This window comes from Cognatazoarcus halotolerans (assembly GCF_009800965.1).
In the GTDB taxonomy this organism is placed as follows: Bacteria; Pseudomonadota; Gammaproteobacteria; order Burkholderiales; family Rhodocyclaceae; genus Cognatazoarcus; species Cognatazoarcus halotolerans.
This window is the reverse complement of the sequence record NZ_WUAF01000002.1, coordinates 321,060-335,857: the sequence shown is the minus strand read 5'-3', so window position 1 is coordinate 335,857 and position 14,798 is coordinate 321,060. Positions and strand designations below refer to the sequence as shown.

The following is a 14,798-nucleotide window of genomic DNA, read 5'->3' as shown; positions in this document are numbered from 1 at the left end:
GCAAATCATGTTTGAATTTCTGAACGATTCCGTCACGCTGACGGCGATGACCGCGCTGCTCGGGCTGTTTGTGGGCAGTTTCCTTAATGTCGTGATTCACCGTCTTCCGAAAATGATGGAGCTCGAGTGGCAGGCCCAGGCTGCCGAGCTCCGTGGCGAGACCCTCGCCGAACGGGAGCGCTTCAACCTCGCCACACCCAGATCGCGTTGCCCTCATTGCGGGCATCAGATCACCGCAGTGGAAAACATTCCGGTGGTCAGTTTTCTACTCTTGCGAGGGCGCTGCCGACACTGCAAGGCCCCGATCGGTATCCGCTATCCGGTAATTGAAGTCCTCACCGGCCTGCTTTCGGCCTTTGCCGCGTGGCGATTCGGCTACGGCATCGCGCTGCTCGGCGCCCTGGCCTTCCTGTGGACCATGGTGGCCCTGACTTTTATCGATCTCGACACCCAGCTCCTACCCGACAACCTGACCCTCCCGCTGCTCTGGCTCGGTCTGCTTTTCAATCTACCGGGCACCTACATCGAACTGTCGTCGGCGGTGATCGGCGCAGTGGCGGGTTATCTCACGCTCTGGTCGGTTTACTGGTTGTTCAAGCTCGTCACCGGCAAGGAAGGAATGGGGTATGGCGACTTCAAGCTGCTCGCAGCGATCGGCGCATGGCTCGGCTGGCAGTTGCTGCCGCTGACCATTCTGCTCTCGTCCGCGGTCGGCGCGGTGGTCGGTATAGGGCTGATCGTGTTTGCGCGCCATGGGCGAAACGTGCCGATCCCGTTCGGCCCCTATCTCGCTGCCGCGGGCGTCCTCGCCCTGTTTTTCGGGGAACAGCTGACGACCCGCTATCTGGCGCTGCTGTGACACCCTCTTGATTTAACCGGCCGCCGCCCCCAGATCCGGGCTGTATACGTCGAGAGCAGGGTCGGCACGGTTCCCTCCCCGCTTTCCGCCAATGTTGCAATGCGCTAGACTCGTGCGCTTGATTTTTCGGAGAGTGAGATGCCGATTTACGAATATCGCTGCGAAAGCTGTGGATTCCAGAAAGAACATCTGCAGAAAATGAGCGATGGTCCGATTCCGGCCTGCCCATCGTGCGGCGCAACCCAGTACAAGCGTCTGCTCAGCGCTGCCGGCTTCCAGCTCAAGGGATCCGGCTGGTACGCGACGGACTTCAAGGGCGGCAGCGGCAAGGCGGCCAGCCCCGCTCCGGCCGAAACATCGAAAAGCGACAGCACGCCTTCAACCGGCTGCGGTGGCTCGTGCGCATGTCACTGACCGCCTGCTGAATGAAGAAATACTTCATCACCGGACTGCTGATCTGGATTCCGCTGGTCATCACCCTGATGGTCCTCGCGTGGATCGTCAGCACGCTCGATCAGCTGTTGTTGCTGATTCCCGCGCACTTCCGTCCCGACAATCTGCTCGGCTTTCACGTCCCGGGCTTCGGCGTGCTGATGAGCCTGCTGATCATCCTGATCACCGGCCTTTTCACCGCCAATGTGCTGGGCCAGCATCTCGTGCGGTATTGGGAAGCGCTGCTGTCGCGCATTCCCGTGGTGAAGTCCATCTACAACAGCGTCAAGCAGGTTTCGGACACCCTGTTCTCCAGCAACGGGCAGGCCTTTCGAAAGGCACTGCTGATCCAGTACCCACGTGAAGGAACCTGGACAATTGCCTTCCTCACCGGACGTCCGGGTGGCGATCCTGCCAGGCATCTGACGGGCGATTATGTCAGCGTCTATGTTCCGACCACGCCCAACCCGACTTCCGGCTTTTTCCTGATGCTCCCGAAAGCCGATGTGGTCGAACTGGACATGAGCGTGGACGAAGCGCTGAAATACATCATCTCGATGGGGGTCGTGGCGCCAAACGGAGCCACAAGGCGAAACAATCCGCCGAGTGCCCTGCTTCAACAATAATGCATCCCTGCGGCTGTGCTGCCGCGCCTCGTATTTCCGGAATTTGAGCCATGCGAACCAACTATTGCGGTCTCGTGACCGCCGAATATCTCGATCAGACCGTCACCTTGTGCGGCTGGGTTCACCGTCGCCGAGACCACGGCGGGGTCATCTTCATTGATCTGCGCGACCGTGAAGGTCTGGTTCAGGTCGTCTGCGATCCCGACCGCGCAGAAGTCTTTGCCACCGCGGAATCGATTCGTAACGAATTTGTAGTCAGGATCACCGGCAAGGTACGCCGCCGTCCCGCGGGCACCGAGAATGCGGCGCTCACCTCGGGGCAGATCGAAGTGCTGTGTCACGAGCTGGAGGTTCTCAACGTATCGGCGACCCCACCGTTCCAGCTGGATGAAGAGAATCTGTCTGAAACCACCCGCCTGACTCATCGTGTGATCGATCTGCGCCGACCGCAGATGCAGAAGAACATGATGTTGCGCTACAAGACGGCGATGGCCTTCCGCCGTTTTCTCGACTCGAAAGGCTTCATCGACATCGAAACGCCGATGCTCACCAAGAGCACGCCCGAGGGTGCCCGCGATTATCTCGTGCCCTCGCGCGTTCACTCCGGCCAGTTCTTCGCATTGCCCCAGTCGCCGCAGCTCTTCAAGCAACTGCTCATGGTGGCCGGCTACGACCGCTACTACCAGATCACCAAGTGTTTCCGCGACGAGGACCTCCGTGCGGACCGCCAGCCCGAGTTCACCCAGGTCGATATCGAGACCTCATTCCTTGGCGAGGCCGAAATCACCGCGTTGATGGAGGAGATGATCCGCAGCATCTTCAAGGAAGTGCTTGACGTCGATCTGCCTGACCCCTTCCCCCGTATGACTTACGCGGAAGCGATGTCGCGCTTCGGCTCGGACAAACCCGACCTGCGCGTGACCCTCGAGATCGCCGACGTCACGGACGCAGTGCGCGACGTCGCCTTCAAGGTCTTCTCCGGCCCCGCCAATTCGGAGAGCGGCCGTGTGGCAGCAATCCGCGTTCCGGGCGGAGCCCAGCTCACCCGCGGCGAGATCGACGAGTACACCAGGTTTGTCGGCATATATGGCGCCCGCGGTCTTGCCTACATCAAGGTAAACGACATCACCAAGCTCAGTGAAGAGGGCCTGCAATCGCCGATCGTCAAGAACCTGCACCAGCAGGCCCTGGCGTCCATCATCGAGCGCACCGGCGCGCAGAACGGCGATCTGATCTTCTTTGGTGCGGACAAGGCCAAAATCGTCAACGACGCGCTTGGCGCGCTGCGCACGAAGCTCGGCCACGAGAAGGGCTACGTCAACGGAAAGTCCTGGGAGCCACTGTGGGTGGTCGATTTCCCGATGTTCGAGTACGACGACGAAGACAAGCGCTGGACGGCTTGCCATCACCCCTTCACCAGCCCCAAGGACGAGCACCTCAAGCTACTCACCACCGACCCTGGAAAGTGTCTTGCAAAGGCCTACGACCTTGCACTCAATGGTTGGGAGCTGGGTGGCGGCTCGGTGCGTATCCACCGCGCCGATGTACAGAGCAGGGTTTTCAGTGCACTCGGAATCGGTGAGGAAGAGGCCCAACTCAAGTTTGGTTTCCTGCTCGACGCTCTGAAATACGGCGCACCGCCGCACGGTGGCCTGGCCTTCGGTCTGGATCGCATCGTGACCATGATGACCGGCGCCGAATCGATCCGCGACGTGATCGCCTTCCCCAAGACCCAGCGTGCCCAATGCCTGCTCACCGATGCCCCGTCGGGCGTCGACGAGCGCCAGCTCAGGGACCTGCACATCCGCCTGCGCCAGAAGGTCGAAACCCAGGTCGAGGTCGCAAAAGACTGAGCCCGCGTCCGGCACGGTCCCCCAAGCCAACGTGCGCCCTCGGGCGCACTTTTTTTGCCCTCATCACTACATGGGAAGCCAAGGCCTCGGGCCCTGCGCGATCCGCACTACTACCGTGCTCATCAAGATCCGCCTATATTGACCGATAAGACTCTGTCACCGCCATCCCCCTTGGTCTCCAATGCTGGCAACCGCAGAAAGCATCTCGACGCTGATCATCGAGCCGCAACCCGGCATGCGGGCACAGGTACGCAACATGCTGGCGCTTTCCGGCGTACAGAAGGTCGAGTTCGCAGTCAGTGCCGGGGCTGCGGTGAGGAAGCTGCGCGACCAGGAGTTCGATCTGGTCCTGTGCGAGTTCCATCTCGGCGACGGTCAGGACGGACAGCATCTGCTCGAGGATCTAAGGCAGAACGCCATCATTCCGTTGGCCACGGTTTTCATCATGCTCACCGGCGAGCGCCAATACGAGAAGGTGGTTGGCGCAGCGGAGCTCGCCCCCAACGATTACATTCTCAAACCCTTCGCGGCAGAGGCGCTGTTTCGCAGGATCGCGAGAGCGCTTGAAAAGCGCGACGCGCTGCTGCCTGCCTACCGGGCGATAGAACGCCAGGACACGCCGACCGCGATTGCGTGCTGTCACGAGGGCAGGACACGGTATCCACAATGGCAGCTTGATTTCATGCGGCTCGAAGCCGAGCTGCACATCGCAGTCGGCGAGGCGGTACAGGCGGAGCAGCTCTACAAGCGGATTCTCGAGTTACGTGCCGTACCTTGGGCGCGCCTGGGTCTTGCAAAATCACTGTTTGCCCAGAAGCGCTTTTCGGAATGCGAGCAGATTCTCGAAAGTCTGGTGTCCGAGAGTGATCAGTTCATCGATGCCTACGAGTTGCTGGCCCGCGCACGTGAGGCCGCCGGACAGCTGGACGAAGCACGAGACATTCTCGCCAAGGCCCACACCCGCTCGCCGTATCGCGTCAGTCGCACGCGGAAACTCGGTGAGCTCTCGCTCGAACTCGGCGATCCGATACAAGCTGAAGAGAAGTTCTCTGAAGTCGTACGCCTCGCGAAGTACTCCGATTTCCGCAACCCGGAAGATCATGTGCAACTCGCAGCCGCGCAGCTTCAACAAGGCAACATGGCCGCTGCCGAAACAACCGTGCGAGACCTCGAACGGTCCATGGCGGGCCTTCCGACGACGTCGATATGTACTGCGATGGCCAATGCCATGCTGCTTGACGGCCGGGGTGACAAACAGGCCGCACGTGAGGCGCTGACAAAGGCCATGGGCGACCCGGAAAACATTTCCCGCCTATCGGTTGCCCTCAAGGCCCGACTCGCTGACACCTGTCTGCGCAACGATCTCGACGGAGCCGCATCGCAGGTTGCGCTGGAAATGATTCGCTCCCGTGGCGATGCCGGTACCCTGCAGACGGTCCGCAACATGTTTGCCCGGCACGACAAAACCGAACTCTCCGGTCAACTGGAGTCTCAGGTCCAGCAGGAAGTGCGCGCCCTGATTTCAACCGGCGCCCAGAAAGCCAAAGATGGGGATTTCAATGGCGCAGTGAGCGAAATGATGAACGCGGTGAGACGATTGCCCGGAAATCCGCACGTGCTGTTCAATGCGGCGCTCGCCCTGCTGCGACATATCGAGAACTGCGGCTGGAACGAGCAGTTCGCCGAACAGGCACGCCGGCTTGCCGAGCAGGTCCGTATCCACGACCCCGAGAACACCCGTCTGCCAGCGTTGAACGAGTTCAGGCGAAGTCTTCTCAAAAAATACGGAATCGCGGCAACGCAGCCCTGATCTGGAAAGGGTCGACACGTGGTCGGCGTCCGGAACCACACTCACAAGAGCAGGCCACGGCTCAAATTGATATATTGGGCACATTAATTCCATTCGAATAGGAATACGCGTGCTCCAAAGGCTCCTCGTCCTGCTCGCCGTTATCCTGGCAATATCCGGCTGCGGCCCACAGAACGCGCCCTCCCCCGCCAGCCATGCCGCTTCGGCGCAACCTGTCCCGATCCGCCACGATGCCGGACTTCCGCAGGAAGTGCTCGAAACGCTCCACCTGATCAGGGCCGGTGGCCCCTTTCCGTACAGAAAGGATGGTGCCGTATTCCAGAACCGCGAAAAACGGCTGCCCCACATGCCGCGTGGCTACTACCGCGAGTACACCGTCCCCACGCCGGGTGCACGTGATCGGGGGGCTCGCAGAATCGTCGCGGGCGGAAACCCGCCCGAAGTCTATTACTACACCTCGGACCACTACCGCAGCTTCAAGCGCATATCGCCATGACCCGCAGATTGCAGGAAATCGAAAATCAGCTGCGCCGGCCTGCCCGCGCAGGCCTTTACAGCATCCCGAGCGCAGATGTGGACGCTTGCGCGCGGATCGCGCGAGCGCTGCAGCTACGCGAGATCTGCGTGAATCTGACCGGCTGTGCCGACAAGGCCGGCCTGCTGCAATGCGTCTCCAGAGCCTACGCCTTTCCGGAATGGTTTGGCCACAATTGGGATGCGCTGGCCGACGCGCTTGGCGATCTCAGCTGGCTGCCTTCGGAAGGCTATCTCACGCTGGTCCGCGGTATTGCGTCGCTACCTCCCGGAATCGATGAGGACACCGCAACCCTGCTTGAGATCCTCGGAGAGACTGCCGATGACTGGACCGCCGACGGAATCCCCTTCTGGATCCTGGTCGAAGAAGGTGCCCCCGGAATCAAACCGCTCTCCGCACCAGACTGAAGCACTTCATGGATAGCAAACAACCGGTCTCGATCCTCGTCGTGATTCACACGAACGACCTGCAGATTCTGCTTCTCGAACGAGTGAAACCCTCACAATTCTGGCAATCGGTGACGGGCAGTCGTGAGGGCGAAGAAGACCTTGCAGAGACTGCCTCGCGCGAAATTCTCGAAGAAACCGGAATCCGCGTCAGCTCGACAGCCCTGCTCGATCACCGCTTGAGCAACCGCTTTCCGATCCCGCCAGCGTGGCGCAACCGCTACGACGGCGGTGTCACCCACAACACCGAGCACGTCTTCAGCGCCTGCCTCGAATCGGCAGTGGCGCCACGCCTCGATCCTGTCGAACATCAGGCATGGGAGTGGCTGCCCTGGCAGGATGCCGTCCGCAGGGTGTGGTCATGGACCAACCGGGATGCGATCCGGCTGGTCGCGCGGCTCGCCGCCAGACAGGGCTGACAGCCCTCGTTTCTTCACGCTGAGGGGCTATCTCGCTGAACTCAGCGCCCCTTGAACGCCGTCTGTGAAGCCATATCGAAAATAAACAAACGCTTACTTTTTTCATAGGCTACCAACAGAAGGCAATCATGAGCAATCTGGTCAGAAACGATCCATTCGACGATTTCTTCCGCGGGTTCTTCGTCCGCCCCGTCGAGTTCGGACAGGGCGGCGAAGCGCCCACGATCAAGGTCGACGTGAAGGGAAATGCAGATGGCTACACGATTCACGCTGAGCTTCCGGGCGTGCGCAAGGAAGATATCCACGTAAGCATCGATGGCCCTATCGTCGCCGTCTCGGCCGAGCGCCAAGAACAGAAAGGGATCAAGGAGGGCGAACGCGTATTGCGTACCGAGCGCCGCTTCGGCAAGGTATCTCGTAGCTTCCAGCTCGGACAGGAGTTTGACGAAGGCCGCGCCACCGAAAAGTACATTGATGGTGTCCTCGAGTTGAGCCTGCCTCGCAAGTAGGCAACCCAGGTCAAGCAACTGACGATCGACGGAGACATCGTCTGATAACGACGAAAGGGGCGGCTTGCCGCCCTTTCCCGTATCCAGCTCATCTGCCCAGTTTGCGATCGATGCACCCATCTCTTTGCCGGTACATAATGGCTTGGAAGAACATTCGATTTACCCCGACGACTGGCCTTTACCCTACGCCACAGAAGCCATGGCGGCGCTATTAGCAGCCGCGCGACATGCCGGCCGATGCGGGCTCGGAAAGGGACGCGATGCATGTGACCACCGCAAAGAGCATTGATCCAACGGCGCTGCGTGCCATCATCGCGGCGGGCATGTTGTTCGTTTCGTCGTGTGCGCTCGCCAAGACATGGATCATCAGCACCGAGCCCGGATCCATTTCCATTGGTGAGGTTGCGCAACAGGCGCAGGACGGTGATACCGTCGAGATCAGGGCCGGACAATATGATGGCGGGGTCGCGGTATGGCCACAGAAACGACTCACGATCCGCGGCATTGGCGCGAGACCGATAATCCGGGCAGGCACTCGAAGTGCAGAAGCGAAGGGAATCTGGGTCATTCGACAAGGCGATTTCACGATCGAGAACATCGAATTCAGGGATGCTCGCGGTGCGGACGCAGTCGGATCGGGCATCAGGCTGGAACGTGGCACGCTGACGGTGCGAAAGTGCGTATTCCTGAACAATGAGATCGGCCTGATGACCGCCAACACTCCGTCAACCAGGCTCACGATCGAGGATAGCGAGTTCGGCAATGCGCCGACGGATGCGGGTGGTTTGCATCATCTCGTGTACGTGGGCAGGATCGAAAGCGTGGAGGTCCGCGGCAGCTACTTTCACACCGGGCATGTCGGACACCTGTTCAAATCGCGCGCGCGCCAGAGCACCTTGAAGTACAACCTTCTCGCTGACGGCCCGGACGGAGAAGCCTCTTACGAACTGGATTTCCCGAACGGCGGAGAAGTGCTGGTGGTCGGCAATACCCTTGTCCAGGGAATGCGCAGTCAGAACCGGGTCGTGATCGCGTTTGGAGCCGAAGGCAACACATGGGACAAGAATCGCCTGCAACTCGCCCATAACACATTGGTGAATGAAAGCTTCATACCTGCGTGGTTTCTCAGGGTATGGAGGGACAGATTCGCATCGCCTCCCGAAATCGTGGCAGTCAACAACCTTACGTCCGGGCTGGGAATCTTCGAATTCGGTAACGATGGTGTCTTCATCGGCAACGCAAACCGTGTGCAGACGCTGGATCATGGCAGAATCCCTCCAAGCGCAGCGTCACTGCTAGCGCTTGATGCCGTCCGGCCGGCCCCCGATCCAGCATTGCGCCCGGACTCGGAGTTTGCACCCGACATTGGAGAGATACGAATCTCCGCGCCGACGCAATGGGTGCCCGGGGCCTTTCAGGCAACCGGGGCGGCAGACAACCGGCCACACTAGTACATAGGGCTGACTTTCGAAAAAACGGCCAGCCCATTAGAATCCTGCGCAATTTCATGGAGTTTTCAGATGTCGATTCGTGACGATGCCGCCAAGACGCAACCCGCAATCAAGGCCGAGATCCTTGCCGAAGCGCTGCCGTACATCAAACGCTTCTTCGACAAGACGATCGTGATCAAGTATGGCGGCAACGCCATGACGGATCCGCATCTCAAAGATTGCTTTGCGCGCGACGTCGTTTTGCTCAAGCTCGTCGGCATGAACCCGGTCGTTGTCCACGGGGGCGGCCCGCAGATCGAAAGCCTGCTCAACCGCGTCGGCAAGAAAGGGGAGTTCATCCAGGGTATGCGGGTCACGGACTCGGAAACCATGGAAGTGGTGGAAATGGTGCTGGGCGGTCAGGTGAACAAGGAGATCGTAAGCCTGATCAATCAGCACGGCGGAAAGGCCGTTGGCTTGACCGGCAAAGACGCCTCCTTCATCCGTGCAAAAAAACTGCTGATGCAGCGCAAGGACGCACCGCCGGGAGACGTGATTGACGTGGGACAGGTTGGTGAAATCACGACCATAGACCCGAGCCTCATTTCCTTCCTGGATCAGGGGGACTTCATCCCAGTGATTGCACCGATAGGCGTCGGAGAGTCCGGCGAAACCTACAACATCAATGCGGACGTGGTCGCCGGCAAACTTGCGGAGATCCTTAAGGCGGAAAAACTCGTGCTCCTGACCAATACGCCGGGCGTGCTGGACCAGCAGGGCAATCTCCTGACCGGACTTACCCCGCGCCAGATCGATGAACTGGTTGAAGACGGTACGCTGTCAGGCGGAATGCTGCCGAAAATCGGTTCGGCTCTCGACGCGGCACGAAACGGTGTCAAGTCAGTCCATATCATCGACGGACGTGTCGAGCACTGCCTTCTGCTCGAGATTCTGACGGATCATGGCGTCGGCACGATGATCAAGAGCAAATGACGCACTAAACCCGAATGTCGCGGCTCCGGCTCGAGCGGAGCCACGGCAGACAGGTCAGTTCATCTGCTTATGGCGAACGAAGTCGACCAACGACCCTACGGTTTCGAAAGTCCCACCGTCGATTTCATCATCACCGATGATGAAATCGAACTGCTCTTCGATGGCATTGATGATTCCGATTACAGCCATCGAGTCAAGCTCCGGTACCGCTCCGAGCAGCGGCGTGGACGCGGTAAACTCCAGAGCCCGACCATCCAGAGCCAATACATCATCAACGAGCAGCAGTACTTTCTTTTCGATTTCCAACGCGGAATTCCTTTCATTCACGTTAAACCCAGCCAAACCCTGGCCGGGACGACATTATAGGTGCCCTTCGCGCTGGCACGGAAGACCCGTGCCCGACCGTAATATTCGTGGCCAACAAGGCACGAGCGAATACCTTGTCGGGCAAACCTCGGCACGAACCATAGACCGGCGAAATAGAGGATGAACCACACGCACCTGCTCCATGAACTCGTTCAAGAAGCGTCGCTGAGGTCACCGGAAACGGAGGCGCTTGTCTACCGCGAGGACACACTGACCTATCAGGCGCTGGCCGACGCATGCCAAAGATTTGCAGGTGCCGTCTGCGCAGCGGGGCTGACTCGCGGTGACCGGATTGCCATCTATCTCGAGAAGCGCTTTGAAGCGGTGATCGCCTCGTTTGGCGCTTGCTGGGCGGGCTGCGTCTTCGTTCCAATCAATCCGCTGCTCAAGCCCGAGCAAGTCGCCTATATTCTGCGGGATTGCGGCGTCCGACTGCTGGTAACCACAACCGACCGCCTTCCGGCACTGCTCCCGGCGCTCGTCGCCTGCCCCGACCTGCTACATATCGTGGTGACCCCCCACCTCCCGGACGAAGTACCGGCCATCGATGGGCAACCGCTGCAGCAAGGCTGGGACGAGTTCCATCAGTCGGGTACCTCCCCGCTGCACCGCGTAATAGACAGCGACATGGCGGCAATCCTCTATACGTCGGGCAGCACCGGCAAGCCAAAAGGTGTCGTGCTCTCGCATCGAAACATGATCGCAGGAGCCAAAAGCGTTGCGAGCTACCTAGAGAACCGGGCGGGGGACGTCGTTCTTGCAGCACTCCCCCTCTCATTTGACGCGGGCTTTTCGCAACTGACCACGTCTTTTCATGCGGGCGCCAGGGTTGTGCTCCTGAACTATCTGTTTCCGAAAGACGTACTGAACGCCATCGACAGACACCACGTGACCGGACTGACTGCAGTCCCGCCGCTCTGGATACAGCTCACCCAATCCACCTGGGGCGAGCAATCGGGTCGAACGCTCCGTTACGTGGCAAACACGGGCGGCCGAATGCCCAGGAACACGCTCGACATGCTGCGGGCCCGTTTGCCACAAGCCAGGGTCTTCCTGATGTACGGCCTCACCGAGGCCTTCAGGGCTACCTATCTCGACCCCTCCCAGCTGGATCTGAGACCCGACTCGATCGGCAAGGCCATCCCCAACTCCGAGATCCTCGTTCTGCGCAGCGACGGTACCCGGTGCGCCCCAAACGAACCCGGGGAGCTCGTGCAGCGAGGCCCCCTCGTCTCGATGGGATACTGGAATGCGCCGGAGAAGACCGCTGAGCGCTTCCGCGCCCTGCCCGCCACGGTGGCGGGCGGTCGAACCGAGCTGCCTCTGCCCGAGATTGCCGTTTTCTCAGGCGATACGGTGCGTATGGACGATGAAGGCTATCTCTACTTCATCGGCCGGAATGACGAAATGATCAAGACTTCGGGATATCGGGTGAGCCCGACCGAAATCGAGGAAATCGTTCTGGCTACCGGTCTGGTTCTGGAGTGTGCGGCCTTCGGCGTGCCTGATCCAACGCTTGGCGAAGCCATCGTGGTCATCGCTCACACCCGTGCCGACGAGAAGGTGGACTCGGCGCGGCTCGTCACCGCGTGTCGCCGCCTGGCCCCGCCCTACATGGTGCCGGCCAGATTCGTCCTTGCGCCGGATCGCCTCCCCCGCAATCCGAATGGCAAACTCGACCGAACCCTTCTCGGCCAAAGACTTCAGCCCGCAGAACCATGACGACATCCCCAGCAAAACCTCGCCACGCCGCCACAGTCGGCTTCCCTGTACGTGATGGCCAGCTCACCATCGGCGGCATAAATATCGACCGTCTCGCGGCCCGCGTCGGCCAGACCCCGTTCTATGCCTACGACCGACGCCTGCTCGACGAAAGGGTGTCACTGCTCAGGCAACGCTTTCCCGAGGAAGTCCGGCTTCACTATGCGATGAAGGCGAACCCGTTTCCCCCGCTCGTTGCACATATGGCACGGCTCGTCGACGGTATTGATGTTGCCTCCGCGGGTGAGCTCAAACTGGCGCTCGATGTCGGGGCCAGGGAGGTCAGCTTCGCAGGCCCAGGAAAGCGCTTCGCGGAACTCCGCCAGGCCGTTGCCTCGGACATTCTGATCAATGTCGAATCTCTAGCCGAAATCGACCGCATCGCCGAGGTGTGCGAAGAGCTCGGGCTTCCGGGACGGATCGCCCTGAGGGTCAATCCGGATTTCGAACTCAAAAGCTCCGGCATGAAAATGGGCGGAGGACCGAAACCCTTCGGTATCGATTCCGAAGTGATTCCTGCCGCACTCGCAAGGATCGCCGGCGCAGGTCTCTCCTTCGAAGGTTTCCACCTCTTCGCGGGCTCACAGAACCTCAAGGCCGATGCAATCATCGAAGCTCAGCTGAAAAGCTTCGATCTCGCCATGCGCCTGGCAGATCTTGCGCAGTCCCCTCTGCGGGTGCTCAATCTAGGAGGCGGTTTTGGCATTCCCTATTTTCCCGGGGAACAGCGCCTTGATCCCGCCCCCATCGCGGCCAATCTGCACGCGCTGGCGGCGAGCCTGGCGGCAAGGCATCCCGCTGCGCACATCGTCGTCGAGCTAGGTCGCTACCTCGTAGGCGAAGCCGGGGTATACATCACACGGATCATCGATCGCAAGATGTCCCGCGGGCAGCTCTTCCTCGTCTGCGATGGAGGTTTGCACCATCACCTTTCCGCGAGCGGCAACTTCGGTCAAGTTATTCGCAAGAACTATCCGGCAGCCATTGCCAATCGCATGGCCGCGGATCAGTCGACCGAAACATCTACCGTGGTTGGTCCGCTTTGTACGCCGCTTGATCTGCTTGCCGACCGCATGGAACTAGCGATCGCACAGCCCGGTGATCTGGTGGCAATCTTCCAGTCCGGCGCATACGGCCCCAGCGCCAGCCCAGCGGCATTTCTGGGTCATCCCCCGGCTTGTGAAGTGCTGGTCTAGCGCAAAGTCGCGCGGCCTCTAAGGCGAACGCTTTCCTTCATCCACAAACTGACCGACGTACCTGCGGGCCACGACGATATCGTCGACATAAAGCGAAAGATCTTTACCGGGAGGTTTGGTCCCCCCATGGTAAACATTCATCCACAATTTCTCGATCTTCAGTTGGCTGGTGTCGCGAAAGCGAATGTCGTATCGGTGCAGCACCAGCCGACCATCGATCCACGCCATCAATACGCCGTCGTGTTTGCCCAGCGTATTCAGCTTCACGTACTGCTCGATCGTATACCAGCGATTAAGCGCCAGCGGCGCCGTCCCGCCTTCGCCCCATTCCCACACCTCGCCGTACTCACCCTGATGATCCGGTTGGTAAACGTAGCTGCCGATACGCTCCAGACCATACAGAGGGTTGCCTTCCGCCGCCATTCGATAGAAAGCGCCACGTGTAGACCAACCGTCAGTGCCATCCACCGCACGATTGCCCCAGCCCGCCCTGCCATAGGTGCCAGAGAGCCCCGGTAGCTTTCCACCGTCCAGCGTCGGTCGCCAGTTATCCGCGAGGCGTAGTGCATAGCGGAAATAAGCTTCCTCGGGCTCGTAACCGAGACGCTGCCTGAAATGCAGGCTCATGTTCAAACCAAGGGTGCTGTTTGCCGGCACGGTCACTTTCAGTGCCTTCCCGTGGCGCGGTTTGAAAAGCAGTCCCGGGTCGTCAGAAACCCGTTCGAAAGTGCCGTGCTTGTCGATCTCGGTCCAATGGCTTTCCCAGTCAGAAGACTCGAAATCCTCCACGAACAGAACATCGGGCATGCCGGCAAGATCGGTCGCGGAGCGGGCACGGGAAGCAATTCCGGACGGTTCCGTCGGGATCTGTCGGGCCGGCACAGGAGGGGCCAGCCGATACACGGAAAACGCCGCCGGCCCATAGTATCCGCCCGAGCGCCTCAACCTCAGGGTCGCCTTGCGGAGCTTGCCGGCGGGTTTTCCCAGCGAAAACTGGAACACCCCCCGGTAATTGCTGCCAAGCTTGATGATCGGTTTCTGCCCCTGCGAAGCCGTTGTCGAGCAATCGAGCACCGAATCCGCAGTCGCATATACCGTCGTGACAGAGCCATCGTGCCATTGCAGATCTATCGACGGCCGCCGGCTCTCGCTCGAAGCCTCTCGACTGAAATACTCCACTACATACGATGCCACCCCTGGCGCCGACGTGATCACGATGCCGTCATTAGGCCAACTGCCATCCAGCCAACCGCTCACCAGCCCGGTTACGTCCCACTCTGTAAAGGACCGGTTATCGGTGGGGGGGACCTGGTCGGTTGCAAACGGCACCTGTCCGTTCCGTAGCCCGCCACGATCAATCCATTCGCCCTGCTTGACACCCCAGCGAACACCACCGCCGAGATTCAGAAATTCGCAGTTCACTCCGTCGGGGCCGTCATACAGCACCACCCCTGCGGACTCTGAAGCCTTGCCCGGCAACGCGAATACAAGGCCGATGACGGCAAGCAGCAGTAACTGCAATACCCTGAATGCGATCGGCGGCAGACCTGGAAGCCGGATTAG

At 60.0% G+C, this 14,798-nt stretch carries 15 protein-coding genes; 13 read left to right on the top strand and 2 right to left on the bottom strand.

Annotated elements, in window-relative coordinates:
* Nucleotides 1-7: 7 nt before the first annotated feature.
* The 11 genes from GQB03_RS04495 to argB all read left to right on the top strand — a co-directional run bounded on the left by GQB03_RS04495 (nt 8) and on the right by argB (nt 9,912).
* A complete protein-coding gene (locus tag GQB03_RS04495) occupies nt 8-859 on the top strand; it encodes a prepilin peptidase (protein ID WP_159684946.1) in 852 nt (283 codons plus the stop codon).
* 138 nt (nt 860-997) lie between these two features.
* Complete coding sequence (locus GQB03_RS04490; RefSeq protein ID WP_159684943.1) at nt 998-1,273, top strand: FmdB family zinc ribbon protein; 276 nt, start codon at nt 998-1,000, stop codon at nt 1,271-1,273.
* An 11-nt stretch (nt 1,274-1,284) separates the two neighbouring features.
* The gene (locus GQB03_RS04485) at nt 1,285-1,917 is read left to right on the top strand and encodes a DUF502 domain-containing protein (RefSeq protein WP_159684940.1); all 633 of its coding nucleotides are present in this window, start codon (nt 1,285-1,287) and stop codon (nt 1,915-1,917) included.
* Between the two features lie 50 nt (nt 1,918-1,967).
* Nucleotides 1,968-3,770 carry an aspartate--tRNA ligase gene (aspS, locus tag GQB03_RS04480; protein ID WP_159684937.1) on the top strand — a complete coding sequence of 601 codons (1,803 nt, stop codon included), beginning with the start codon at nt 1,968-1,970 and terminating at the stop codon, nt 3,768-3,770.
* Between the two features lie 181 nt (nt 3,771-3,951).
* Complete coding sequence (locus tag GQB03_RS04475) at nt 3,952-5,580, top strand: response regulator (protein ID WP_159684934.1); 1,629 nt, start codon at nt 3,952-3,954, stop codon at nt 5,578-5,580.
* Between the two features lie 109 nt (nt 5,581-5,689).
* Nucleotides 5,690-6,076, top strand: a complete 387-nt coding sequence (locus GQB03_RS04470; protein ID WP_159684931.1) for a ribonuclease domain-containing protein — start codon at nt 5,690-5,692, stop codon at nt 6,074-6,076.
* Nucleotides 6,073-6,522: a barstar family protein gene (locus GQB03_RS04465; protein ID WP_159684928.1), complete on the top strand. Its 450-nt coding sequence runs from the start codon at nt 6,073-6,075 to the stop codon at nt 6,520-6,522. The genes GQB03_RS04470 and GQB03_RS04465 overlap by 4 nt, the downstream gene beginning before the upstream one ends.
* A gap of 8 nt (nt 6,523-6,530) precedes the next feature.
* Nucleotides 6,531-6,980 carry a dihydroneopterin triphosphate diphosphatase gene (nudB, locus tag GQB03_RS04460; protein WP_159684925.1) on the top strand — a complete coding sequence of 150 codons (450 nt, stop codon included), beginning with the start codon at nt 6,531-6,533 and terminating at the stop codon, nt 6,978-6,980.
* A gap of 128 nt (nt 6,981-7,108) precedes the next feature.
* The gene (locus tag GQB03_RS04455; RefSeq protein ID WP_200832102.1) at nt 7,109-7,489 is read left to right on the top strand and encodes an Hsp20/alpha crystallin family protein; all 381 of its coding nucleotides are present in this window, start codon (nt 7,109-7,111) and stop codon (nt 7,487-7,489) included.
* 260 nt (nt 7,490-7,749) lie between these two features.
* Nucleotides 7,750-8,940, top strand: coding sequence for a right-handed parallel beta-helix repeat-containing protein (locus GQB03_RS04450; RefSeq protein ID WP_159684922.1), 1,191 nt, complete (start codon nt 7,750-7,752; stop codon nt 8,938-8,940).
* 69 nt (nt 8,941-9,009) lie between these two features.
* Nucleotides 9,010-9,912 (top strand): acetylglutamate kinase, encoded by a 903-nt coding sequence (argB, locus tag GQB03_RS04445; protein WP_159684919.1) that lies wholly within the window; start codon nt 9,010-9,012, stop codon nt 9,910-9,912.
* Nucleotides 9,913-9,966: 54 nt separating this feature from the next.
* Here the strand turns inward: argB and GQB03_RS04440 are convergent, their stop codons facing one another.
* On the bottom strand, nt 9,967-10,218 hold the full coding sequence (locus GQB03_RS04440) for an acyl carrier protein (RefSeq protein WP_159684917.1): 252 nt from the start codon (nt 10,216-10,218) through the stop codon (nt 9,967-9,969).
* 180 nt (nt 10,219-10,398) lie between these two features.
* Between GQB03_RS04440 and GQB03_RS04435 the strand changes: the two genes are divergently transcribed.
* On the top strand, nt 10,399-12,000 hold the full coding sequence (locus GQB03_RS04435; protein ID WP_159684914.1) for an acyl-CoA ligase (AMP-forming), exosortase A system-associated: 1,602 nt from the start codon (nt 10,399-10,401) through the stop codon (nt 11,998-12,000).
* Nucleotides 11,997-13,235 carry a pyridoxal-dependent decarboxylase, exosortase A system-associated gene (locus tag GQB03_RS04430; RefSeq protein ID WP_159684911.1) on the top strand — a complete coding sequence of 413 codons (1,239 nt, stop codon included), beginning with the start codon at nt 11,997-11,999 and terminating at the stop codon, nt 13,233-13,235. Before GQB03_RS04435 ends, GQB03_RS04430 begins: the two co-directional genes overlap by 4 nt.
* 18 nt (nt 13,236-13,253) lie before the next feature.
* Here GQB03_RS04430 and GQB03_RS04425 read toward each other — a convergent pair whose 3' ends face one another.
* Entirely contained in the window at nt 13,254-14,756 is a 1,503-nt protein-coding gene (locus tag GQB03_RS04425) for a polysaccharide lyase (protein ID WP_159684908.1), read from the bottom strand.
* Between the last annotated feature and the right edge of the window lie 42 nt (nt 14,757-14,798).